A 21055-nucleotide genomic window follows, 5' to 3' on the forward strand; every position below is an offset into this window, starting at 1 on the left:
GCGCCGCGGGCGTTCTGACCCATTCGCAAGGGAGGCGGAGATGGCGGAACGAAACGGCGCGACCTTGGCGGGGATCGTTCTGGGCGTCGGGCTCGGCGGTTTTTTCGACGGGATCGTGTTCCACCAGCTTCTCCAGTGGCATCACATGCTGAGCACTGTCCGAACGCCGGACACCGTTGCGAATCTGGAGCTCAACACGCTTTGGGACGGGCTCTTCCACGCCTTCACCTGGGTCTGCGTCGCCGTCGGGCTCCTTCTTCTGTGGCGCGCGGCGCGGCGCGGCGTCCTCTCGGGGCGCGAGCTGGTCGGGGCGCTGCTCATGGGCTGGGGCGGGTTCAATCTCGTCGAGGGCGCCGTGAACCATCTCATTCTCGGAATTCATCACGTCAACGAGACGGCGCCGCGGTCGCAATGGGCCTTCTGGGACTGGGGTTTCATGCTTTGGGGCGCGGCGATGCTCGTCGCCGGCTGGGCGCTCCATGTGAGCTGGCGACGCCGTTACGCGGCGGCGTGATCCGCCGGCGTGGCGCCGCCGCCACAAGCGGCGCTCAAAAAGCGCGGCGGGGCGCTAGTTTCCGCGACGCTTAAGACGCCGTTAACCATAATCCCCCGCAATCTCTCCTCGGAATGGCGCACGGATTCGCTCCCCGCCGAGGAGATTCGACATGAGAAAAAGCCTGCTCGCCGGCGCGGCCGGCGCCGCCCTTTTCGCCGGCCCGGCGCTCGCAGCCGACCTGCCCCTGCGCCAGGGAGCCTATCTTCCGCCTCCGCCTCCGCCCCCCGCCCTCTGGACCGGCTTCTTCGCTGGCGTGAACATTGGCGGCGGCTGGACGGCCAATACGCTCAATTACGCGAACATCGCGCCCTATACCGACCCCGTCGCGGGCGGCCTCTGGCTCCTGCCCGGCTCCAGCAATGGCGGCGGCAACGCCGGCGGCGTCGTCGGCGGCGGCCAGATTGGTTACGACTGGCAGTTCCGCGACTCGATCGTCGTCGGCGCCGAGGCCGATATTCAGGGCTCGACCATGCAGTCGGGCGGCAACGCCTCCTGGGCCGTCTATCCGAGCCCCGTGACGCCGGGCGGCATCCTCGCCCCGCTCGCCCCTTCCGGAAATATCGGGATTGCGCTCAACTGGTTCGGCACGGTGCGCGGCCGCGCCGGCTTCCTCGTCGCCCCGACTTTCCTTGTCTATGGCACGGCCGGCTTCGCCTATGGCCAGGTGCAGGGCCAATATACGGGCTACAGCAATGTCCGCGTCGGCTGGACGGCGGGCGGCGGCGTCGAATGGCTCGTCCGTCCCGGCTGGTCGGTCAAGGGCGAGTATCTCTTCATGGATCTCGACAGCGGCGGAACCACCGGATCCTTCGGCTGGAACTGGGGCTATCACCGCCATCCGCAGATCAACATCTTCCGGCTGGGCGTGAATTACCGCTTCAACACCGGCGGCGGCGGCGAGCCGATCATGGCGGCCTACTGAGAAAACGTCAGCAGACAAATCTCCAAGGCGGCGGCGTCCTTCGAGAGGCGAGCTTCGCTCGCTCCTCGGATTGAGGCTTGCAAGCTGAGGAGCCTGCACGGAAGTCGTGTCCAAGCATGAGCGGCGCCGCGGCGTCCCATTGGGACGCTCCGGGCCCCCCTCAGCGCGGCCCTTTGCCTGGGCCGGGCAATTTGCTAAAGGGCGCGTCAATCAATTCAACGCGCCAGGCCGAGGAATATGGACAAGTTCACCACGCTGACGGGTGTCGCCGCGCCGCTGCCGATCATGAATGTCGACACGGACATGATCATCCCCAAGCAATATCTCAAGACGATCGCGCGCACCGGCCTCGGCAAGGGCCTCTTCTCGGAGATGCGCTATCGCGAGGACGGCTCGGAGAATTCCGATTTCGTTCTCAACCAGCCGGCCTATCGCAAGGCGACGATCCTGATCGCCGGCGACAATTTCGGCTGCGGCTCCTCGCGCGAGCACGCCCCCTGGGCGCTTCTCGACTTCGGCCTGCGCTGCGTCATCTCGACGAGCTTCGCGGACATCTTCTACAACAACTGCTTCAAGAACGGCATTCTGCCGATCAAGGTGACGCAGGCGGAGCTCGACAAGCTTTTCGACGACGCCAGGCGCGGCGCCAACGCGACGCTGACGGTCGATCTCGAAGCGCAGGAAATCCGCGGGCCGGATGGCGGCGTGATCAAATTCGACATCGATCCCTTCCGCAAGCACTGCCTGCTCAACGGCCTGGACGATATCGGCCTCACCCTGCAGAAAGCGGAGAAGATCGACGCTTTCGAGAAGTCTTCCGCGCAGTCGCGCCCCTGGGCGTGACAGTCGCAAGCGCGGCGGCGCGTCCTCTGGCGGCGCGCCCGCGCTTGCGATAGGAAGCGCAACGGCGCCTGACGGGAAGGGTGGGCGACGCCGCGAACGCGGGTAATTTCTCTTCCTGTTGCGGGACCCCATTGAGTCAATTCGCCGCTCTCGCCACGCGCCTTCGCGACGCCGCGCAGTCCCTCGCCGGGGCGCTCGGCGCGGCGCGGGCGCGTCTCGAGAAGGTCCGGTCGCACAAGAAAGACGATCTGGCGGAGGCCGATTGGCGCGGAGACCCGTCTGCTGAAAATTCAGGCGCCCCTCCAGAGGACGCCCCCGTTTGGGCGCAGGCCAGGGCCGGCGACGAAAACGGCCCCCAGACGATCTCGGCCGGTTCCTATCTCGAGGGGCCGGGCTATGACGGCGAGGGCATGCTCTCCGTCCATAATCTCGCCAAGTCCTACAAGGCGCGCCGGGTTGTGGAGGATGTCAGCCTCCATGTGAAGCGCGGCGAGGCCGTGGGCCTGCTCGGCCCGAACGGCGCCGGCAAGACGACCGTCTTCTATATGATCACCGGGCTGGTGAAGCCCGACAAGGGCGTCATCTCGCTCGACGGCTACGACGTCACGCCTTTGCCGATGTATCGCCGCGCGCGGCTCGGCATCGGCTATCTGCCGCAGGAAGCCTCTGTTTTCAGGGGGCTTTCGGTCGAGGATAATATCCGCGCCGTGCTGGAGATCACCCAGCCGGACCCAAAAAAGCGCGAGGCGGAGCTCGACGGGCTGCTCGATGAAATGCGGCTCACCCGGCTGCGCAAGAGCCCGGCCATCGCGCTGTCCGGCGGCGAAAGGCGACGCTGCGAAATCGCCCGCGCCCTCGCCGGGCACCCCTCCTTCATGCTGCTGGACGAGCCCTTCGCCGGCATCGACCCGATTGCGGTCGGCGGCATTCAGGATCTCGTGCGGCATCTGAAGTCGCGGGGAATCGGCGTGCTCATCACCGATCACAGCGTGCGCGAAACGCTCGGTCTCACGGACCGGGCCTATATTATCTACAATGGTCACGTCTTGACCGAAGGCCCGCCCGACGAGATCGTCGCCAATCCGGACGTGCGCCGAATCTACCTCGGCGAGGATTTTCGTATGTAATTTAAATTGCAGCGCTTTCCCGATCGCCAAAGAATTGCTTTACTGCCCCTGGTTGTAATCCTTTTTTCGAGGCGACAATGGGTAGATTGCACCCAGACCTGGACGAGACCGTCGCTGTTCTAGGCGCCAAGCTTCGTGAAAAAGAACAGGAAATACAGGCGCTGAATGCGCGATACGACCAGCTCCGCCGTCGCTTCCGAAGTAATGTCATCGCAATGTCGAGCCTGTTCGCGGCCCAGTCGCGCAGGACGGTGCAGCCGGATCTTTGTCGAAGCTGCATAACGTCCCTGATCGGCGTTTGCGATCCTCGGGACATTGGCGAAGAACCTGTTTCGATGACGCGCTATCTGCCGGCCCTCGCAAAGGCCCTCGTCACCGGACTTGACGCGCGGATCCGGCTGGCGACGTCCGTCGATCCCGATATTTGCGTCGATTTCGGCCGCGCCAACGCCATCGGCCTCATCTTCGCCGAAGCGGCGACGAACGCCTTGAAGCACGCCTTTCCGGGCCCCGCTTCGGGGTCGATTTACGCCACGCTGCGAGGGACGGGGCCGCGGCTGGAGCTGACCGTCAGCGATTGCGGGATCGGATTCGATCCCTCGCTCGTCGCGCGGCAGGGCGGCGACGGGTTGCGCTTCATGTCCGACCTCGCCCGCCAGATCGAGGGCGAGCTTTGCGTCAAGACGTCGCCATCGGGCACGATGGTTTTGCTAACCTGCCTCGCCTGAGGGCTATTTGCTTGGTTATTGATTAACCGTTGGGCGTTTCGCCTCGCGCGGCGCCGTCTATTTGATCCTGATCAGGCCCACGCTCCATGCTATAAGCAAAAAACAGGCCGCGTGAGCGCGGTCGGCAGCGTGCGAGTGGCTACGATGGCGATTTCGACAAAGCTGATGATGCGGCAGGGCCAGGCGCTGGTGATGACGCCGCAGCTCCTGCAGGCGATCAAGCTGCTGCAGTTCTCGAATCTGGAGCTTTCGGCCTTTCTGCATGACGAATTGGAGCGCAATCCGCTGCTCGAGGCGCAGGAGGGCGATTATGCCGGCGAGGGGCCGGGGAGCGACGCCAAGGGCGCCGACGCCGGCGAGGATTTCGCCGCTTCGGGCGCAAGCGAGACCTTTGACGGCGAACCGCATGAGGGCGACTGGGCGCGCGACTCGCTGACGGTCGACGCCGCGACGCTTTCCGCCGATCTCGGCGGCGATCTGAGCAATACGTTCGAGCCCGAAGGCCCGGCCGTGACCGCCGAGGCGCCGCGCGAGGCGCTCGAGGGCGCCGGGCTCTCCGCCACGTCCTGGACCGGCTCCGCCGGCGGCGGCGGCGGGGACGATGGCGAGGCGCCCAATCTCGAAGCCTATGTCGCGTCGCGGGCGAGCCTGCACGACCATCTCGCCGAGCAACTCTCGCTCGCCTGCCCCGATCCGCGCCGCCGTCTTATCGGTCAGGCGATCATCGACGGGATCGACGAGACCGGCTATCTGCGCGAGAGCCTCGAAGACATCGCCGGCCGGCTCGACGCCGATTTCGCGGAGACGGAGGCGGTCCTCGCCACCGTGCAGAGCTTCGATCCCTCCGGCGTCGGCGCGCGAGATCTCGCGGAGTGTCTCGCGATCCAGCTCAAGGAGCGCGACCGCTACGATCCGGCCATGCAGGCCTTCGTCGCCAACCTTCCTCTCGTCGCCAGACGCGATTTCGCCCAGCTCGCCCGGCTCTGCGGCGTGGATATGGACGACATCGCCGACATGGCCGCCGAGCTGCGCCGCCTCGACCCGAAGCCCGGCCGCGCCTTTGGCGACGCGCCGATCCAGCCTCTCGTCGCCGACGTCATCGTGCGCGCCGCCGCGGACGGCTCCTGGCATGTAGAGCTGAATTCCGACGCGCTGCCGAGGGTTCTCGTCAATCACAGCTACGCGGCGAAGGTCTCGGCCAACGCCCGCGACGCGGACAAGACCTTCATCTCCACCTGCCTTCAGAACGCCAACTGGCTGACGAAGAGTCTCGAGCAGCGGCAGAAGACGATCCTGAAGGTCGCCTCCGAGATCGTGCGCCTTCAGGACCCCTTTCTCACAAAGGGCGTCGAGCATTTGCGGCCGCTCAATCTGCGCACCATCGCGGACGCCATCGGCATGCACGAATCGACCGTCTCGCGCGTCACCTCGAACAAATACATGATGACGCCGCGCGGCATCTTCGAGCTGAAATACTTCTTCTCGGCCTCCATCGCGACGACGACCGGCGGCGAGGCGCATTCGGCCGAATCGGTCCGTTTCCGCATCAAGCAGATGATCGACAAGGAAACGGCGGAAGAGGTGCTCTCCGACGATGCGATCGTGGCGAAGCTCAAGGCCGCGAATATCGACATTGCCCGGCGCACTGTCGCCAAATATCGGGACAGCCTGCGAATTCCCTCTTCGGTCGACCGTCGCCGCGCCAAGATGGCGCTGGCCCGCGAGCAGGCGCATCACGCGCATTAGCAGGGTGGAAAGGCGGGCTCCCCGCCTCATGTTGCGGCGCCCATTGACTTCGCGCGCATAGGCTTCTAACGCTGCGCCGAATTTTGCGGCGCCAGGCGGGGTCCGCAGGCGCCGGGTCAATCTGCTCGAGACGGGCGCTCGGGCAATTGGGGATCTAAACATCCGGGATCGGCGCGTGGGCGCGCGGAGGCGACGACCGTCTCTGGCGCGACGGCCCGCCGCTGTCGGAAAGGGCGGGACGAGATGTCGCTGAGAGTTTCAGGCAAGAACATGAACATTGGCGAGGCGCTGCGGCTGCATGTCACGCAGCGCCTGGAGCAGTCCACGTCGAAATATTTCGACGGCGGCGTCAGCGGCCATGTCACGATCGCGCCCGAAGGTTCCGGCTATCGCGCCGACTGCAGCCTGCATCTGACCTCGGGCATCGTCCTTCAGTCGGACGGCCGCGGGCAGGAGCCCTACGCCACCTTCGATCAGGCCGCCGACCGCCTCGAAAAGCGCCTGCGCCGCTACAAGGAGCGCCTGAAGGGCCATCACAACGGCCACGCCCATGAGGCGGAAGAGGCGCCCTATCAGGTGCTTCAGGCCCCCGATCAGGAAAGCGAAGCTCCGGCCGAGTTCAGCCCGGCGGTCGTCGCCGAGACGACCACAAGGCTGCGCCGCCTCTCGGTTTCGGCCGCCGTGCTCGACCTTGACCTGTCGGGCGCGCCGGTTCTGGTCTTCCGTCACGCAAATACCGGCCGCGTCAATATTGTCTATCGGCGCAGCGACAACAATATCGGTTGGATCGACGCCCCCGCCGGCGAATAACGCTGCAGAAGGCGCTTTCCCGCGGGAGAAGAGAAACGCCGCCGCGACATAATCGCGGCTTCCTCGGCATGTATCTTGCGATTTCCTTCACGGGCCCCGCCGCCCAGGTGAAGGGCGGAATCTCCAACGCTTGAACGGATAGGGCGTCGCATGCGGCTCACGGATCTTGTCACGCCGGAAGCGGTGGTCGCCAATATGAAGGCGACGAACAAGAAACAACTGCTTCAGGACCTGAGCGACCGGGCTGCGAAGCTTTCCGGACTGTCGGCGCGCGAAATCTTCGACGCGCTGCTGCATCGCGAACGTCTGGGCTCGACGGGAATCGGCGAAGGAATCGCCATTCCGCACGGCAAGCTCGCGAAGGTGAAGTCGATTTTCGGGATTTTCGCCCGGCTCGAACGGCCGGTGGATTTCGAGGCGCTGGACGGCGCGCCGGTCGATCTCGTTTTTCTGCTGATCGCGCCCGAATCGTCCGGCGCCGATCATCTGAAGGCGCTTGCCTGCGCGGCGCGGATGCTTCGCGACCCTGGCCTTGTCGCTACCATCCGCGCCACGCGAGACCATGACGCACTTTACTCACTCATTGCGCAGCGCTCCAAGCCTCACGCTGCGTAACGCTTTATCGGTGGGCGTCGCCTCTCGAGCCGACACCCGCTTCTTAGACCGATACCCGCTTCTGACCGCCGCCGTGAGAGGCGTGACCGCCCTTGCGACCGGCTTCCGACGCGAGCGTATGATCGCGGGAGAAGCTGCGCTTCGCCGGATTCACGCTCTGGCCGCCTTTACGCCCGGCGCGCGCCGCGAGTTCGGGATTTTGAGAGAAGCTGCGCTTTTCGTCGGGGACGCTCTGGCCGCCCTTGCGCGCGATGGCGCGTTGCTTCTCCGGATCCATCGACGCAAAGCCTCGATTGGATTTCTTCACTACTTCCTGCATGGTCGCGTCTCCTGCCCCCAGCGTCCACGCGTATAACTTGCCTAATTGGCCAAGGTTTCTGCAATCGTGGAATATACGTAGCTAAGCTTGCGGAGGACGAAAAACCTATCAGGATTAGTACTTACTTGAGCTGGAAAGACCTTTCGCGACCCTGCCTCATGCCTCGCGTTTCTGCGACCTGCGGTTGAAGAACAGGGCCTGGCTGATGACGGCCTTCAGGCTTTCGACGCTGAAGGGCTTGGTCACGAGGAAGGCGGGCTCCGGCGGCGCGCCAGTCAGGAAGCGCTCGGGATAGGCGGTTACGAAGATCACGGGCGTCGAGAGCGCGCCCAAAATTTCGTTCACGGCGTCGAGACCCGAGCTGCCGTCGGCGAGCTGGATGTCCGCGAGGATCAGACCCGGCTGGGCCGTTTCGATGGCGGCGACGGCCTCGCGATGGGTGCGCGCCATGCCGACGACGTTATGCCCCAGTTCCTCCACAATGCTGCGCAGATCATGGGCGATCAGGGGTTCGTCCTCGATGATGAGGACCTCCGTCGCGATTTGGTCGGCGATTTCGGCGTTGGCTGCATCGATGAGATGAGCGGCGTCCTGTTCCGACACGTCGAGCGTGTCGCCGACCTGCTCGAGATCGAACCCTTCCAGCGCGTGCAGAAGAAAAGCGACGCGCGGCCTGAGCGAAATGCCGTCGAGATTGCGGCGGGCGCCGTCATCCTCGAGGCCGCAGGCGGGCTGGGGACGAAGATCGATCGGGGCGGAAGCCCAAACGCGCAGGAAACATTTGTAGAGGGAGATCCGAAGATCCTCATTTTCCTGGAGTTTTCGTGGGTCGCCCACGATGGCCTCCAGCGTCGCCAGGACGAAGGCGTCTCCGCCCTCGCGGGTCCCGACAAGGGCCCTCGCGAAACGGCGAAGATAAGGCAGGTGACCCGAAATCTCTCGTGAAACCGACATGTTACGCCACTCCGGGGGCGGCCGCGAAAACGGAAAGGGAGCTCAACCGTGACAACTGCGTCAAAACAACACGCACAATTTAAGGAACCAATCCCTGAGCGCGGCGTTTTGCTTTCCGTGCAGCGCACTATATCGCGCGACGAAAACGGTCCGCCACAGAAAATCATGGCATTGCAAATCGGGGGCTCCATGGTGAAAAACATTCCGGAGAACGCCGCCGCGCGCGCGTCGTCGGACGACGAACGCGCCGAAAAGCGTCATTTCTCCGGACCGCTCCCTCGCAGCGTGGCGGCCATCGCCGCCGGTCTGGGGTCGAGCGTCGGCGCCCGCGCCAACGGGCGCGATGCGAATGGTTTGGAAGATTTGAGCGCGAACGGCGTTGGCCTTTGCGTTTCCGAGAGGAACAACAACAGGATGCGGAACGTGGATTTTGGCGACGCGATCGGCAAGGAGCTTCAAAATCTCTATGACGATCTCGTGGCGCAGCCGGTGCCCGACCGCTTCCTGAATCTTTTGAACCAGTTGGAAAAGAATATGGTATCCTCGGGCCTGTCGAGCGGGGCGCCCGGGGAGAGAGAGTGAGCGCAGACGGACCGAGTTCCAGCGACGGACAAAGTCTGAAGGCCGATCTCATTGCGGCCATTCCGAGCCTGCGCGCCTTCGCGGTCTCGATCTGCGGCAATTCCGACCGCGCCGACGACCTCGTTCAGGAGACGCTGGTCAAGGCGTGGGGGAGCCTCGGATCCTTCTCGGAAGGCACCAATCTCACCGCCTGGCTCTTCACCATCCTGCGCAACATCTATTACAGCGAATTCCGCAAGCGGCGGCGCGAGGCGCCCGACCCCGACGGGGCGGCCGCCGCGAAGCTGATCGCGCCGGAGTCGCAGCACGCGCACATGGATTTCCTGGATTTCCGCGAGGCGCTGCAAAAGCTCCCCCTCGATCAGCGCGAAGCTCTGATCCTCGTTGCGGCCTCAGGCATGTCCTATGAGGAGGCCGCGGAGATCTGCGGCTGCGCGCCCGGCACGATGAAGAGCCGCGTCAATCGCGCCAGAAACCGCCTCGCGGAACTCATGTCCCACCCGCTAGATCGCGCAGGAGGTCATCGACGGCAAGCTCGACGACCACTTCCCGCTGGTCGTCTGGCAGACCGGCTCGGGCACGCAGTCCAATATGAACGCCAACGAGGTGATCGCAAACCGGGCGATCGAGATGCTCGGCGGCGAGAAGGGCTCGAAGAAGCCCGTTCATCCGAACGACCACGTCAACATGAGCCAGTCGTCGAACGATACCTATCCGACGGCGATGCATATCGCGTGCTCGGAAGAGGTCGTTAACCGCTTGATACCGGCGCTCAAGAAGCTGCGCGATGCGCTGGACGATAAAGCCAAGGCGTGGGCGAAGATCGTCAAGATCGGCCGCACACATACTGCAGGACGCGACGCCGTTGACGCTCGGCCAGGAATTTTCCGGCTACGCCGCGCAGGTTGAGAACGGTATCGAGCGGATCGAGCAAACGCTGCCCAAACTGATGGAACTCGCTCAGGGCGGCACGGCGGTCGGCACCGGCCTCAACGCCCCGAAAGGTTTCGCCGAAATGGTTGCCGAGCGCATCGCAACCATCACCGGCATGCCGTTCAAATCGGCGCCGAACAAGTTCGAGGCGCTCGCCGCGCACGACGCTATGGTGTTCAGCCACGGCGCCATCAACACGGTTGCAGCGTCGCTGTTCAAAATTGCAAACGACATTCGTCTTCTCGGCTCGGGACCGCGCTCCGGTCTTGGCGAACTTTCGCTACCGGAGAACGAGCCTGGCTCGTCGATCATGCCGGGCAAGGTTAACCCGACCCAGTGCGAGGCGCTGACGCAGGTCTGCATTCAGATTTTCGGCAATAACGCCGCGATCTCTTTTGCGGGCAGCCAAGGGCATTTCGAACTCAACGTCTACAATCCGGTCATGGCGTACAACTTCCTGCAATCCGTCCGCCTGATGAGCGATGCGGCGGTTTCCTTCACGGACAACTGCGTCCTCGGCATCGAACCGAGAGAAGCCAACATCAAGGCTTCGGACTCGAGCGCTCGCTGATGCTTGTGACGGCGCTGGCGCCGAAGATCGGCTACGACAACGCCGCTAAGATCGCGCGCGCCGCGCACAAGAACGGCACGAGCCTCAAGGAGGAGGCGCTCGCCTCCGGCAAGGTGACGGAAGTCGAATTCGACGAGATCGTGCGCCCCGAGGAGATGCTCGCGCCGAACGATTGACGCCTTGGCCTCTTGAAAAGAGAAAGGCGGGAGGTTGGACGCTGGGGATGTCCCTCCTCCCGCCCGGGCCGGAAGCTTGCCCCCATTGCAGCCCCCGCTTCCGACATTCGCCTTATCCAGCGAACGCAGGAATTATTAAGCGCATCGGCGCGAAGCGTATGTGCGGCGGCGCACGAGCCACATTGACGCCACAAATCTGATAGCGACTTCGCTCAACGCGCTTTGCGCCCCTTTCTCTCATCCGGCCTTGTTGCATGCATTCTTCCAAGCGGCTCGTTCGCGGCTCCATCGCCGCCGTTCTTCTCTTCGGAGCGGCAGCCTGTTCCGGTCGGCCGCATGGCGTGCTGATCCCCACGCATCAGGACGTCGCCGGCGTGAGCCGCGTCGACATGCTCGTCGCGACGACGCGCGCGCCGGATGAAACGGAGCCCGGCGAGATGTTTTCGGGCGAGCGCGGCGCGACGCTCTCTTTCGCCGACATCACCGTCTCGATCCCGCCCGACGCCTATCGCAAGGTCGGCGAGGTGCAGTGGCCGGAGAGCGAGCCGCCCAACCCGATGCGGAGCTTCACCACGGTGGATGCGCGCATCCTGAGCGAATCCGCGGCGCTTGCGGAGTTCAACAAGCGCATCGCCAAAACGCCCAAGCGGCAGGTGCTGGTCTTCGTCCACGGCTACAACACGCGCTTCGCCGAGGCCGTCTATCGTTTCGCGCAGATCGTGCACGATTCCGACGCGCCCGTCGTGCCGGTGCTCTTCACCTGGCCGTCGCGCGGCAAGCTGCTGCAATATGGCTACGACCATGAGAGCGCGAACTATTCGCGCGACTCGCTCGAGGCGGTGCTGCAGGCGCTCTCGCGCGATCCGAATGTCGGCGAGGTGTCGATCCTCGCGCATTCGATGGGCAATTGGGTGACGCTCGAAGCGCTGCGCCAGATGTCGATCCGCAACAAGGGCCTGCCGCCGAAGATCAAGAACATCATGCTGGCGGCGCCGGACGTCGATTTCGACGTGTTCCGGCGCCAGATCCGGGCGATGGGCGTGCGGCCTTCGCTCTTCACCGTCTTCGTCTCGCGCGACGACGAGGCGCTCGCCGTGTCGAAGCGCGTCTGGGGCGACAAGCCGCGCCTGGGCGCCGTCGATCCCAACGCCGAGCCCTATCACGACGTTCTCGCGCGTGACGACATTCAGGTCGTGGACCTTACGGAAATCTCGTCGGGCGGCGGCGATTCGCTCGGCCACACCAAATTCGCCGAGGCGCCGGCGGTGGTGCGCTCCATCGGCGCGCGCCTCGCGACGGGCCAGACCCTGAGCGACGGACAGGCGGGCGTCGGCGAGAAGCTCGGCCTCGTCGCCGCGGGCGCCGCCTCGACGGTCGGCGCCGCGGCCGGCGTCGCCGTCGCGACGCCCTTCGCCATCGTCGATCCGCGCACGCGCGAAAATCTGAGCGAGCATTTCGAGAATGTCGGGCGCAACGCTGGAAACACGCTCGACCATGGCGCGAGCGTCCTGCGCCCGACGCCTTGACGTCTCCCGGATGCGTCCGATCTTCCCAAATCCGGTTGATGATCGGAAGCGCGGAGGCTCGGTTGGAGCAGCCGGTACATGCGACGCATACGCGACTCCTCGCGGTTCTCGTAGCGCTGGCCGCGCTTTTCGCGCTGCGCGAAACCTATGCGGTGACAATGCCGCTCGCGGCGGCCGCCGTCGTCATCGCGGCGGTCTGGCCGGCGAAGCGCTGGCTTCGTCGTTTCCTGCCCGGCGTCGCCGGGGATATCGGCGCGGCCCTGCTCTTTCTTCTTCTGCTTCTCTCCTTTGCCGCGGCGGTTTCATTCGCATTGGCGCAAGTCGTCCAGGCTTTCGCGCGGCAGTCGGACAGGCTGGAGCAGCTTTACGCGCGGGCGGCCGCATGGGTGGAAAGCTGGGGCGGATCGATCGGCGGCGGGGGCGTCTATTCCAGAATGATGGATGTCGGCGCGCAAGCGCTCTCCAACGCCTATACGCTGACCGCCTATCTCGGTCTTGTCGGTCTCCTGGTTATTTTCGGGCTGCCGGAGACTTCGGCCCTGCGTGACAAGACGCGGGACGCCTTCGGCGAGGCCCGTGCGCGCGAGATTGTCGAGGCGGTCTCCGAGACAGCCCGTGAGATCCGCTCCTATTTGTGGGTGACGACGCTGACGTCCGCGATCACCGGCGGGGGGAGTCTGCTCTGGTCGTGGCTTGTCGGACTCGATCTCGCCCTCATTTGGGGCCTTCTGAATTTCCTCCTCAACTACATCCCGGTCATCGGCAATTTTGTCGGCGTCGTTCCGCCCGCGCTATACGCGGTCCTCCAATACGGCGATCTGACCATGCCGCTCGTCGTCCTGGCGGGCTTCGCCATTCTTCAGATCGCCGTCAGCAATTTCATCGCGCCGACGCTGCAGGGGCGCAGTCTCGCCCTCTCGCCTCTTGCGGTGCTGCTCGCGCTCTCTATCTGGAGCTGGGTCTGGGGCGTCGCCGGGGCGCTGATCGCCGTTCCGCTTACATCTGCCCTCGTCGTGGCGTGCCGCCGCATCCCGGGCTTGCGATGGGTCGCCGCGCTGGTGTCCACCCGGACAGCGAAAGAAGGGGAAACGGGATGAAGATTTCGGCTCTGGACGAAGCGGTCTCGAATGGCCGGCCGGGTCCCCTCGCCGCGGCCGCGCTGTCGGGGGGACCGATCCTGCTTGCGGCCATGCTCGGCAACGCGGCGACGATTCCCAATATCGCGCCCTGGTACGACAACCTCGCCAAGCCGCCCCTGACTCCGCCCAATTGGGTCTTCGGCCCTGCCTGGACCGTTCTCTTCCTCCTGATGGGGATCGCCTTCTACCGTGTGTTGCGCAGCGACGCGGCGCCGACGATCCGCGTTCGGGCCATTGCGCTTTTCGCCGTGCAACTCGCGCTCAACGCCGGTTGGTCATTCGCTTTCTTCGGGGCGCAAAGCCCGTTGCTGGGGCTTGCGGTGATCCTGCCGTTCGAGGCGTTGATCTTCGCGACGATCTGGGCCTTTTGGCGCATCGATCGCGCCGCCGCCTATTGCCTGATCCCTTACGCAATGTGGGTCGCCTTCGCGACCTATCTCAACGCGGGGGTATGGGCGCTGAACTGATCTGGCGCCTTACGCCAGCGAACGATGGATTCGTGTCGCAATCTCGCGCATGCCTGGTTCGGGCAGTGCAGCGTCAGAGTGTTGCCTAAAATGGCGATCTTCGGCCGCTCCGGCGGCGGTCGCAGGGAATAGGGGATGAAATCCTCGGAACGCTGCATCTGTCTCACCGCGCGATTCAAAACGGCGCCTGCTTCGCCGTCGCGACATAGGCGTCGGCGTCTTCCTTCAGAAGCAGCCGCTCCTTGACGAGCTTGTCCGCCACGACGCGCATCGTCGCGACGAAATAGGCGCGCGAGCCGTACCGCTCGACCAGCGAGGGTCTAGGATCGCCCGTCTTTTCGCGATCCGCCTTTGTCGCCGGGAAGGGCAGCACGCCGCCCGCCGCGCAAGGCGGGCCTTTCGGGTCTTTTTGCGCAGCAAAGCCGGTGAAGGTCGCGATCGGCAAAAGGCGGTCGGGCAGGCGCAGGCCGCTCGTCTCATTGCCGTCGGCGTCGATCTTCGGAGCCATGCCTTCGCCCGGAGGCGGGGCCGGGAGGCCGGGGATTTTCGGCCAGACGAGCGCGCCCGCCTTGACGAGATCCGTTGCGGCGGGGACGCGCGAGGCGGGCGGCTTCACGCCCCGGGTCCAGTCATCCAGCACGACGAGCAGCGCCCGCAGGGCGGGGTCCCGAGCGCGGGCGTCGGACGGCGCTACGCAATTGGCGCCGCCGCCGGAGGCTGTTCCCGCGAGAAAGTAGCTGCGCCGATTGGCGGGCTCCGGCCCGGCTGCGCGCGCGCGGGGCGCCCTGCGCCAATAGGCGTCGCTCCCCCAGACCTCTATGCTGCGCGGCGCTTTTCCGGCGGCAGCGGCGTTGGCGTCCTGCAGGAGAAGGCCGTCCAAAAGTTCGCCAGTCGCTGCAAGGGCGTCGGCGGTTTCCTCGGCGCCCCGCCCGAGAACGCGCTTCGCGCCGACTTTCTCGCGCAACCGGGGCAAGAGATCGCGAAGGGCCTCGGCGCGGGCGGGCGGCGGAAGGGTGGTCAGATCGACATTCGCCACGGTCATCGCGCGCGCGAGCGCCGCGTTTGTCAGATCGTTTTCCCGCCCGGCGTCGACAAGCAAGGCTCCCTCGCCGGCAGCCGCTTTGCTGCGCAGCAATCTGATTGGAAGCGCATAGTCCTTGCCGCCGATTTTCAGCGACGCGCGAAGGTCCGGGCCCGTCTCCTCCAATTTGAGGAGCTCGGCCCGCGCGGGAAAGGAAAACAGGAGACCCAGAACAAATAACGATCTACGCATCCATCCGCATTCCGTCCCCGGCCCGCGTCCATTCCGCCGCGACCCCAAGATCGCTCAGGAAACGCGCCCACTCCCTCCGCTTATCCTCTTCCTCCTGGAGGCGCAGCAGAAAAGAGGGGTGGATGGTCGCGAGAAATTTCGTGTCCGCGTCGAGGTCGATCAACTGGCCGCGCAGACGCGTGACCGGCTCGGACCGTCCCAGCACCCCGCGGATGGCGGTGGCGCCCAGCGCGACGATGAGGCCGGGCGCGAGGATCGCGCGCTCCCGCGCGAGCCACCAGCGGCAGGCGTCGATCTCCCCGGCGTCGGGTTTTTTGTGCAGGCGGCGCTTGCCGCGCGGCTCGAATTTGAAATGCTTGACCGCGTTGGTGACGAAGCATCGCTCGCGGGGGATGCCGACTTTCTCCAGGGCCTTGTCGAGCACGCGGCCCGCCGGGCCGACAAAGGGGCGCCCCGAAAGGTCTTCGACGTCGCCAGGCTGCTCGCCGACCAGCATGATCCGCGCGCCGGGCGGCCCCTCGCCCGGCACGACCTGCGTCGCGTTCCGATAGAGCGGACAGCGCGTGCAGGCCGCTTCTTCCCGCGCCAGTTCGGAGAGCGGCGCAACTTCTTGCCCCTCCGTATCTGCGGGTCTTGCTGTCGCCGCCGCCGCGTAACGGGAGGGCTCCGTCGGCGCGGCTTCGACCATTGCGGCCGCCCGCGCCTGCGCCTCTCGGATGAGGGGATCGATCAGCGTCGCCTCGGGCAGGTTGCGCCAGTATTTCTTGGGCATTTGCGCGGTCATGGCTTTGACCTTCAACCGCGCCGGATTGAAGATCGACGCGTAGTAAACGCGCCATGCCTGCTCCAGTTCGTCGTCACGCGCAGCCGCTCGCCGCGTCGCGCCCGCGCCGAGGGTCAGCGCCTCGCCGTCCCAATGCGCGCTGGCGCGGGGCGTGAGAATCGACCAGCGCATATTGGCGAAGCGCTTCACAAAAAATGGCGCGACGGCCGCGACAATGTGATGCTCCGGCTCGAACCAGGCGACGAAGGCTTCGCCGCCGTCGGGCGCGGCGACGCGGCGGAAACGGACGAAGGCTTTCATCTTGTGCAGATCGCGCCGCACGGATTTCGCGAGATCGCGACAGCGGATGACTTGCGCGTCGGCTTCGTTGGAGAGCAGCGCGGGCGCCGCTTGCAGCCGCCACAGCAGCGAATAGAGGAGGGGGAAGCGTTCGGGATCGCGATGCAGCCCCACGAGTAGCGCGAGATCGACGAAGGCTTCCGGGACAAGCGCGGGCGGCGCCGAGGCGGGCGGCGCGCTGGCGGTTGCGGCGAAGAGATCGCGGCTTTCGCCGATCGACCACGTCACGCCTTCGGGCGGAACTTCGCCCGCGAGCATGCGCGCCTGCGCGAGGAAGGCGTCGACATCGTCTTCCTTTTCCAGCGCGACGTGAATCGCGTCACGCGGCGAAGAGGTCGAGCTGCTGCGGCGCATGGACGAGCTTGTCGCGCAGGCGGTCGGAATCGAGCAGCGCGCCCGGCCGCCAGTCGGCGGCGACGATAAAGGGCCGCACCTTGTCGAGCGACTGCACGAGGCGGCCCAGATCGACGAGGCGCAGCGCCTGGCTGCGGCGCGTGCGGATGATGCGATCGACGACGCGCGCGCCGAGCCCCGGCACCCGCAGCAGCGCTTCCCTCGGCGCGAGATTGACGTCGACCGGAAAGCGATCGCGATTGGCGAGCGCCCAGGCGAGTTTGGGATCGATCTTCAGATCGAGCACGTCCGCCGCTCCTGTTTTGATTTCGTCCAGCGCGAAGCCGTAATTTCGGATGAGCCAGTCGGCCTGATAGAGCCGGTGCTCGCGCGCCAGCGGCGGCGCGACCGGCGGCAGCGCTTTCGAGGCGTCGGGGATCGGCGAGAAGGCGGAATAATAGACGCGCCGCAGGCCGAAGCTCGCATAGAGCGTTTCGCTCATCGATAGAATGTCCATGTCGCGCGCGCTGTCGGCGCCGACGATCACCTGCGTCGACTGGCCCGCGGGCGCGAAGACGGGCGCCTTGCGGCTTTTCTTTCGTTCCTCGCGATGTTCGTCGATGGCGAGCCGCAACCGGCCCATGGACTTCCTGATCTGGTCCTGCCGCTTCTGCGGCGCGAGCTTTGAGAGGCTTTCGGCGCTCGGCAGTTCGACATTGATCGACAGGCGATCGGCGTAGCGCCCCGCCTCCTCGATGAGACGCTGGTCCGCCTCGGGGATGGACTTCAGATGGATGTAGCCGCGAAAATCGTGCTCGACGCGCAGCGTCTTCGCGATGCGCGCCATCGCCTCCATCGTGTCGTTCGGCGAGCGGATGATGCCGGACGACAGAAAAAGGCCCTCGATGTAATTGCGCTTGTAGAAGTCGAGCGTCAGCGCCACCACTTCCTCGACCGAAAAGCGCGCGCGCTTCACATTCGACGACGCTCGATTGACGCAATAGGCGCAGTCGAAAATGCAGAAATTCGTCATCAGGATCTTGAGCAGCGAAATGCACCGCCCGTCCGGCGCATAAGCGTGGCAGATCCCTGCGCCCGTCGTGGAGCCGACGCCCTTGCCGCCCAGCGAGTTGCGCTTCACGCCGCCGCTCGAGGCGCAGGAGGCGTCATATTTTGCGGCGTCTGCGAGAATCGCGAGTTTTTCGGTCAGCGTCGGCATGGACGTCGGCTTTGTGATTGTTCCTTGTTTGTTCTAGCGCAGGGCGGCTCGATTTTCAATGGCCAGCCGCCCCGGCATTGCGAGCGACGCGAAGCAAAGAAGCGTCACCGCGGCGCTGCTTGCTTCGTCGCTGCGCTCCCGCAATGAGAGGCGCGCCCCTACAGCTTCGCGACGAAATGCGCGAAGGCGAGCGAGCCCTCGGGCCACGGCCCGTGGCCGCTATCGACATTGATATGGCCGGCCGCCCCCGCGTCGATGAAATGCGCGCCGACGTCTTCCGCGAGGCGGCGCGGGAAAAGGAGATCGGCATAGGGGTCGTCGCTGCTGCCGACGATGATGGCGGGGAAGGGCAGGCGCGCGCGCGGGACCGGCAGAAAGGCCGAGTCGACCGCCGGCATTTCCCGGATCACTTCTTCCGAAGGCGGTGCGACGAGGAAGGCGCCGGCGATTTTTTCGCCGGATTGCTGCGCAGCATGGAGCGCGGCGATAACCCCCAGCGAATGCGCAACGAGCACGACGGGCTTCGTCGCGGCGCCGACCTCGTGGGCAATGGCCTCGACCCATTCGTCGCGTTTCGGATTCTCCCAGTCGCGCTGCGCGACGCGGCGGGCCGTCGAGAGCTTCTTCTCCCAGCGGCTCTGCCAATGGTCGGGGCCGGAGCTGAGATAGCCCGGAATGACGAGAATATCGGCCTCTGCGGCGCGCATCAGGCGGCTGGTTTCACGAAGGCGCCGGAGAGCGCGTCCTGGATGAGCTTGCGGGAATTCGCGACGCCATAGAGCGCAACGAAGGATCCGAAGCGCGGGCCCTTCTTCTCGCCGAGCAGCACCTCGTAGAGCATGTTGAAGAAATCGTTGGAGACGCCCGGCCGCTCCGGCGTCGCGCCCTTGGCGTTGAAATCCTGATAGCGCGGCACGGCGCGGGCGACGTCGTAGAGCGCGGTCTGAATGTCTTCCGCCGTCGTGTTTTCGCCCAGCGCGCCCAGCGTCGCGTCGATCTTTTCCAGCACCTCGCGCTCCACCTCGTCGGCCGCGCGGTACTGCTTCGCGGGCTTCACGAAGTCGCGGAAGTAGGCGACGGCGTAACCGACGAGCTTGTCGAGATGCGGATGATTTTCCGGGCTCGCCGTCGGCGCGTAGCGCTTGAGGAAGCCCCAGAGCACCGCCGGATCTTCGGCGTTTGCGACGGCTGCGAGATTGAGCAGCATGGAGAAGGAGACGCTCGTCCCCTTCGCCTCGCCGCCATGTTCCAGCGTCTCCGGCGCGGGCGGATTTCCGTCATGGATATGCCACACCGGATTGCCGAGCCGGTTTTTCCAGTCCTGCCGCTGATAGGCGTCGAGGAAGTTCAGATAGTCGTCGACATTGCGCGGGATGACGTCGAAATGCAGCCGCTTCGCCGCCGTCGGCTTCTGGAACATGAACTGCGCGAGCGATTCCGGGCTGGCGTAGGTCAGCCATTCCTCGATCGTCAGGCCGTTGCCCTTCGACTTCGAAATCTTCTGGCCCTTCTCGTCGAGAAAGAGCTCGTAATTGAAGCCCTCCGGCGGCTTGCCGCCAAGCGCGCGGACGATCTGGCCCGAGAGCTTCACCGAGTCGATCAGATCCTTGCCGGCCATCTCGTAATCGACATTGAGCGCATACCAGCGCATCGCCCAGTCGGGCTTCCATTGCAGCTTGCAATGGCCGCCCGTGACAGGGGTCGTGAACTTCTCGCCGGTCTCGGGATCGGCCCAGTCGATCGTTCCGGCTTCCGCGTCCATGCCGGTGAGCGGCACCTGCATGACGATCCCGGTCTTCGGGTGGATCGGCAGGAAGGGCGAATAGGTCGCGGCGCGCTCCTCGCGAAAGCTCGGCAGCATGATCTTCATCACCGCGTCGTAGCGGGCGAGCATGTGCTTCAAGGCCGCGTCGAAGCGGCCGCTTTTGTAATATTCGGTCGAGGACGCGAATTCGTAAGTGAAGCCGAAGGCGTCGAGAAAGGCGCGCAGGCGGGCGTTGTTGTGGGCGCCAAACGAATCATGCGTGCCGAAGGGGTCCGGCACTTGCGTGAGCGGCTTGCCGAGATGGGCGGCGACCAGCTCCTTGTTGGGGATGTTGTCGGGCACTTTGCGCAGCCCGTCCATATCGTCCGAAAAGGCGATGAGGCGCGTGGCGATTTTGCCCTCGGTCAGCACCTCGAAGGCGCGGCGCACCATGCTGGTGCGCGCCACCTCGCCGAAAGTGCCGATATGCGGCAGGCCCGAGGGGCCATAGCCGGTCTCGAACAGCACGGAAGTCTGGCCGCTCGCCTCGACCCGTTTGACGAGCTTCTTCGCCTCCTCGAAGGGCCAGGCGGGAGAGACGCGGGCGGCGTCGAGAAGTTCGGGCGAAAGGGCGATCGGAGCGGACATGTGCGAGGCGCGACCATCAGACGGTGTGGGGAAGCGCGGCACAGTAGGTAGCGGCGCCAAGGGCGTCAACGCCATGAGACCGCGTCGAGGCGGGAAATAGGCTCAAATAAACAGAAGGCGGAGGCGCTCCTTCGAGCCGCCTTCGCCTTCCAGTGTGGCCATTGACCTTGCGGTCGGGGAACGCTGCGTCAGTTGGCGCAGGTCACGCTGCGCATATACCGGACGCGACCACGCTCGTCTGTGCTTGGTTTCAGAACGAGCGTGCAGTCTTCGTCCTCGGCGCCATAGGCGCGTCCCACCCGGATCGCCGGTCCACGCGCGAGCGGGCGCAGGCCGTCGTCATTGAGGCTGACCGCCGCCTTGACGGCGGCGACGGACTGAACCTTGGTCGCCGGCGCCGTGGGCGCCGCGGCAACAGCGGCGACTAGTCCACAGGCGATGGTGGCTCCAAGAACAATCCGCGACAGGCGGCTTGCAAACGGGCTTTCGCGCGTAACGGCCATAAGGGCCCCTCCCAATAGGGTTACGACAGGACTTTTCCCTCCCCGCGTACACAGACGCTCGCGGCCTTGGGCGTTCCTCTTCTTGTTGGGAGAGAAACGCCGAGCCCGAGAAATGGTTGCATCGGCGCCACAAAAAAATTTTTCCGCACGCTGGCGCTGTCACAATTCCGCCTTATAACTTTCGCCCGAAAAGGCGCG

At 65.2% G+C, this 21055-nt stretch carries 20 protein-coding genes and 2 pseudogenes; 14 read left to right on the top strand and 8 right to left on the bottom strand.

What is annotated here, in order from left to right:
* The first annotated feature begins 40 nt into the window (after nt 1-40).
* From ACPFMJ_RS13970 to ptsN, 8 genes are all read left to right on the top strand, one after another.
* Complete coding sequence (locus ACPFMJ_RS13970) at nt 41-514, top strand: DUF2243 domain-containing protein (protein WP_424360582.1); 474 nt, start codon at nt 41-43, stop codon at nt 512-514.
* A 151-nt stretch (nt 515-665) separates the two neighbouring features.
* Nucleotides 666-1478 (top strand): outer membrane protein, encoded by an 813-nt coding sequence (locus ACPFMJ_RS13975; RefSeq protein ID WP_424360583.1) that lies wholly within the window; start codon nt 666-668, stop codon nt 1476-1478.
* A 237-nt stretch (nt 1479-1715) separates the two neighbouring features.
* A complete protein-coding gene (gene leuD, locus ACPFMJ_RS13980) occupies nt 1716-2321 on the top strand; it encodes a 3-isopropylmalate dehydratase small subunit (protein WP_424360584.1) in 606 nt (201 codons plus the stop codon).
* Between the two features lie 131 nt (nt 2322-2452).
* The gene (lptB, locus tag ACPFMJ_RS13985) at nt 2453-3448 is read left to right on the top strand and encodes an LPS export ABC transporter ATP-binding protein (RefSeq protein ID WP_424360585.1); all 996 of its coding nucleotides are present in this window, start codon (nt 2453-2455) and stop codon (nt 3446-3448) included.
* Nucleotides 3449-3525: 77 nt separating this feature from the next.
* Nucleotides 3526-4176 (top strand): ATP-binding protein, encoded by a 651-nt coding sequence (locus ACPFMJ_RS13990; RefSeq protein ID WP_424360586.1) that lies wholly within the window; start codon nt 3526-3528, stop codon nt 4174-4176.
* Nucleotides 4177-4320: 144 nt separating this feature from the next.
* Nucleotides 4321-5922, top strand: a complete 1602-nt coding sequence (gene rpoN, locus ACPFMJ_RS13995) for an RNA polymerase factor sigma-54 (protein WP_424360587.1) — start codon at nt 4321-4323, stop codon at nt 5920-5922.
* 243 nt (nt 5923-6165) lie between these two features.
* Nucleotides 6166-6732, top strand: coding sequence for a ribosome hibernation-promoting factor, HPF/YfiA family (gene hpf / locus ACPFMJ_RS14000; RefSeq protein WP_424360588.1), 567 nt, complete (start codon nt 6166-6168; stop codon nt 6730-6732).
* Nucleotides 6733-6882: 150 nt separating this feature from the next.
* Nucleotides 6883-7347, top strand: a complete 465-nt coding sequence (ptsN, locus tag ACPFMJ_RS14005) for a PTS IIA-like nitrogen regulatory protein PtsN (protein WP_424360589.1) — start codon at nt 6883-6885, stop codon at nt 7345-7347.
* A 43-nt stretch (nt 7348-7390) separates the two neighbouring features.
* On the opposite strand, the gene ACPFMJ_RS14010 is transcribed toward ptsN, so the two are convergent.
* A complete protein-coding gene (locus ACPFMJ_RS14010; protein WP_424360590.1) occupies nt 7391-7666 on the bottom strand; it encodes a KGG domain-containing protein in 276 nt (91 codons plus the stop codon).
* Nucleotides 7667-7822: 156 nt separating this feature from the next.
* Nucleotides 7823-8620 (bottom strand): response regulator, encoded by a 798-nt coding sequence (locus tag ACPFMJ_RS14015; protein ID WP_424360591.1) that lies wholly within the window; start codon nt 8618-8620, stop codon nt 7823-7825.
* Nucleotides 8621-8785: 165 nt separating this feature from the next.
* Here ACPFMJ_RS14015 and ACPFMJ_RS14020 point away from each other — a divergent pair, with 165 nt between their 5' ends.
* The 6 genes and pseudogenes from ACPFMJ_RS14020 to ACPFMJ_RS14045 all read left to right on the top strand — a co-directional run bounded on the left by ACPFMJ_RS14020 (nt 8786) and on the right by ACPFMJ_RS14045 (nt 14014).
* Nucleotides 8786-9202, top strand: coding sequence for a NepR family anti-sigma factor (locus ACPFMJ_RS14020; RefSeq protein ID WP_424360592.1), 417 nt, complete (start codon nt 8786-8788; stop codon nt 9200-9202).
* Nucleotides 9199-9699: pseudogene (locus ACPFMJ_RS14025) on the top strand (sigma-70 family RNA polymerase sigma factor); the annotation flags it as partial. The gene ACPFMJ_RS14020 and the pseudogene ACPFMJ_RS14025, both read left to right, overlap by 4 nt.
* 13 nt (nt 9700-9712) lie before the next feature.
* A pseudogene (gene fumC, locus ACPFMJ_RS14030) lies at nt 9713-10882 on the top strand (class II fumarate hydratase); the annotation flags it as partial.
* Between the two features lie 254 nt (nt 10883-11136).
* Nucleotides 11137-12408 (top strand): alpha/beta hydrolase, encoded by a 1272-nt coding sequence (locus tag ACPFMJ_RS14035; protein WP_424360593.1) that lies wholly within the window; start codon nt 11137-11139, stop codon nt 12406-12408.
* A gap of 62 nt (nt 12409-12470) precedes the next feature.
* Nucleotides 12471-13505 (top strand): AI-2E family transporter, encoded by a 1035-nt coding sequence (locus tag ACPFMJ_RS14040; protein ID WP_424360594.1) that lies wholly within the window; start codon nt 12471-12473, stop codon nt 13503-13505.
* The gene (locus ACPFMJ_RS14045; RefSeq protein WP_424360595.1) at nt 13502-14014 is read left to right on the top strand and encodes a TspO/MBR family protein; all 513 of its coding nucleotides are present in this window, start codon (nt 13502-13504) and stop codon (nt 14012-14014) included. Before ACPFMJ_RS14040 ends, ACPFMJ_RS14045 begins: the two co-directional genes overlap by 4 nt.
* A 175-nt stretch (nt 14015-14189) precedes the next feature.
* On the opposite strand, the gene ACPFMJ_RS14050 is transcribed toward ACPFMJ_RS14045, so the two are convergent.
* The 6 genes from ACPFMJ_RS14050 to ACPFMJ_RS14075 all read right to left on the bottom strand — a co-directional run bounded on the left by ACPFMJ_RS14050 (nt 14190) and on the right by ACPFMJ_RS14075 (nt 20857).
* Nucleotides 14190-15287 (bottom strand): alpha/beta hydrolase domain-containing protein, encoded by a 1098-nt coding sequence (locus ACPFMJ_RS14050; protein ID WP_424360596.1) that lies wholly within the window; start codon nt 15285-15287, stop codon nt 14190-14192.
* Complete coding sequence (locus ACPFMJ_RS14055; RefSeq protein WP_424360597.1) at nt 15280-16764, bottom strand: UdgX family uracil-DNA binding protein; 1485 nt, start codon at nt 16762-16764, stop codon at nt 15280-15282. The genes ACPFMJ_RS14050 and ACPFMJ_RS14055 overlap by 8 nt, the downstream gene beginning before the upstream one ends.
* The gene (locus tag ACPFMJ_RS14060) at nt 16730-17962 is read right to left on the bottom strand and encodes a putative DNA modification/repair radical SAM protein (protein ID WP_424360598.1); all 1233 of its coding nucleotides are present in this window, start codon (nt 17960-17962) and stop codon (nt 16730-16732) included. Before ACPFMJ_RS14060 ends, ACPFMJ_RS14055 begins: the two co-directional genes overlap by 35 nt.
* Before the next feature lie 158 nt (nt 17963-18120).
* Nucleotides 18121-18669 (bottom strand): RBBP9/YdeN family alpha/beta hydrolase, encoded by a 549-nt coding sequence (locus ACPFMJ_RS14065; RefSeq protein ID WP_424360599.1) that lies wholly within the window; start codon nt 18667-18669, stop codon nt 18121-18123.
* Complete coding sequence (locus ACPFMJ_RS14070) at nt 18669-20354, bottom strand: lysine--tRNA ligase (RefSeq protein WP_424360600.1); 1686 nt, start codon at nt 20352-20354, stop codon at nt 18669-18671. Before ACPFMJ_RS14070 ends, ACPFMJ_RS14065 begins: the two co-directional genes overlap by 1 nt.
* Nucleotides 20355-20542: 188 nt before the next feature.
* Nucleotides 20543-20857 carry a hypothetical protein gene (locus ACPFMJ_RS14075; protein ID WP_424360601.1) on the bottom strand — a complete coding sequence of 105 codons (315 nt, stop codon included), beginning with the start codon at nt 20855-20857 and terminating at the stop codon, nt 20543-20545.
* Nucleotides 20858-21055: the final 198 nt, after the last annotated feature.

The organism is Methylocystis parvus, from assembly GCF_049675845.1.
Taxonomy (GTDB): Bacteria; Pseudomonadota; Alphaproteobacteria; order Rhizobiales; family Beijerinckiaceae; genus Methylocystis; species Methylocystis parvus_A.

Coding starts and splice junctions, on each gene's coding strand:
- ACPFMJ_RS13970 (WP_424360582.1), top strand. CDS start 41: ATGGCGGAACGAAACGGCGCGACCTTGGCGGGGATCGTTCTGGGCGTC.
- ACPFMJ_RS13975 (WP_424360583.1), top strand. CDS start 666: ATGAGAAAAAGCCTGCTCGCCGGCGCGGCCGGCGCCGCCCTTTTCGCC.
- leuD (WP_424360584.1), top strand. CDS start 1,716: ATGGACAAGTTCACCACGCTGACGGGTGTCGCCGCGCCGCTGCCGATC.
- ACPFMJ_RS13990 (WP_424360586.1), top strand. CDS start 3,526: ATGGGTAGATTGCACCCAGACCTGGACGAGACCGTCGCTGTTCTAGGC.
- rpoN (WP_424360587.1), top strand. CDS start 4,321: ATGGCGATTTCGACAAAGCTGATGATGCGGCAGGGCCAGGCGCTGGTG.
- hpf (WP_424360588.1), top strand. CDS start 6,166: ATGTCGCTGAGAGTTTCAGGCAAGAACATGAACATTGGCGAGGCGCTG.
- ptsN (WP_424360589.1), top strand. CDS start 6,883: ATGCGGCTCACGGATCTTGTCACGCCGGAAGCGGTGGTCGCCAATATG.
- ACPFMJ_RS14010 (WP_424360590.1), bottom strand. CDS start 7,666: ATGCAGGAAGTAGTGAAGAAATCCAATCGAGGCTTTGCGTCGATGGAT.
- ACPFMJ_RS14015 (WP_424360591.1), bottom strand. CDS start 8,620: ATGTCGGTTTCACGAGAGATTTCGGGTCACCTGCCTTATCTTCGCCGT.
- ACPFMJ_RS14020 (WP_424360592.1), top strand. CDS start 8,786: ATGGCATTGCAAATCGGGGGCTCCATGGTGAAAAACATTCCGGAGAAC.
- ACPFMJ_RS14035 (WP_424360593.1), top strand. CDS start 11,137: ATGCATTCTTCCAAGCGGCTCGTTCGCGGCTCCATCGCCGCCGTTCTT.
- ACPFMJ_RS14045 (WP_424360595.1), top strand. CDS start 13,502: ATGAAGATTTCGGCTCTGGACGAAGCGGTCTCGAATGGCCGGCCGGGT.
- ACPFMJ_RS14050 (WP_424360596.1), bottom strand. CDS start 15,287: ATGCGTAGATCGTTATTTGTTCTGGGTCTCCTGTTTTCCTTTCCCGCG.
- ACPFMJ_RS14055 (WP_424360597.1), bottom strand. CDS start 16,764: ATGCGCCGCAGCAGCTCGACCTCTTCGCCGCGTGACGCGATTCACGTC.
- ACPFMJ_RS14060 (WP_424360598.1), bottom strand. CDS start 17,962: ATGCCGACGCTGACCGAAAAACTCGCGATTCTCGCAGACGCCGCAAAA.
- ACPFMJ_RS14065 (WP_424360599.1), bottom strand. CDS start 18,669: ATGCGCGCCGCAGAGGCCGATATTCTCGTCATTCCGGGCTATCTCAGC.
- ACPFMJ_RS14070 (WP_424360600.1), bottom strand. CDS start 20,354: ATGTCCGCTCCGATCGCCCTTTCGCCCGAACTTCTCGACGCCGCCCGC.
- ACPFMJ_RS14075 (WP_424360601.1), bottom strand. CDS start 20,857: ATGGCCGTTACGCGCGAAAGCCCGTTTGCAAGCCGCCTGTCGCGGATT.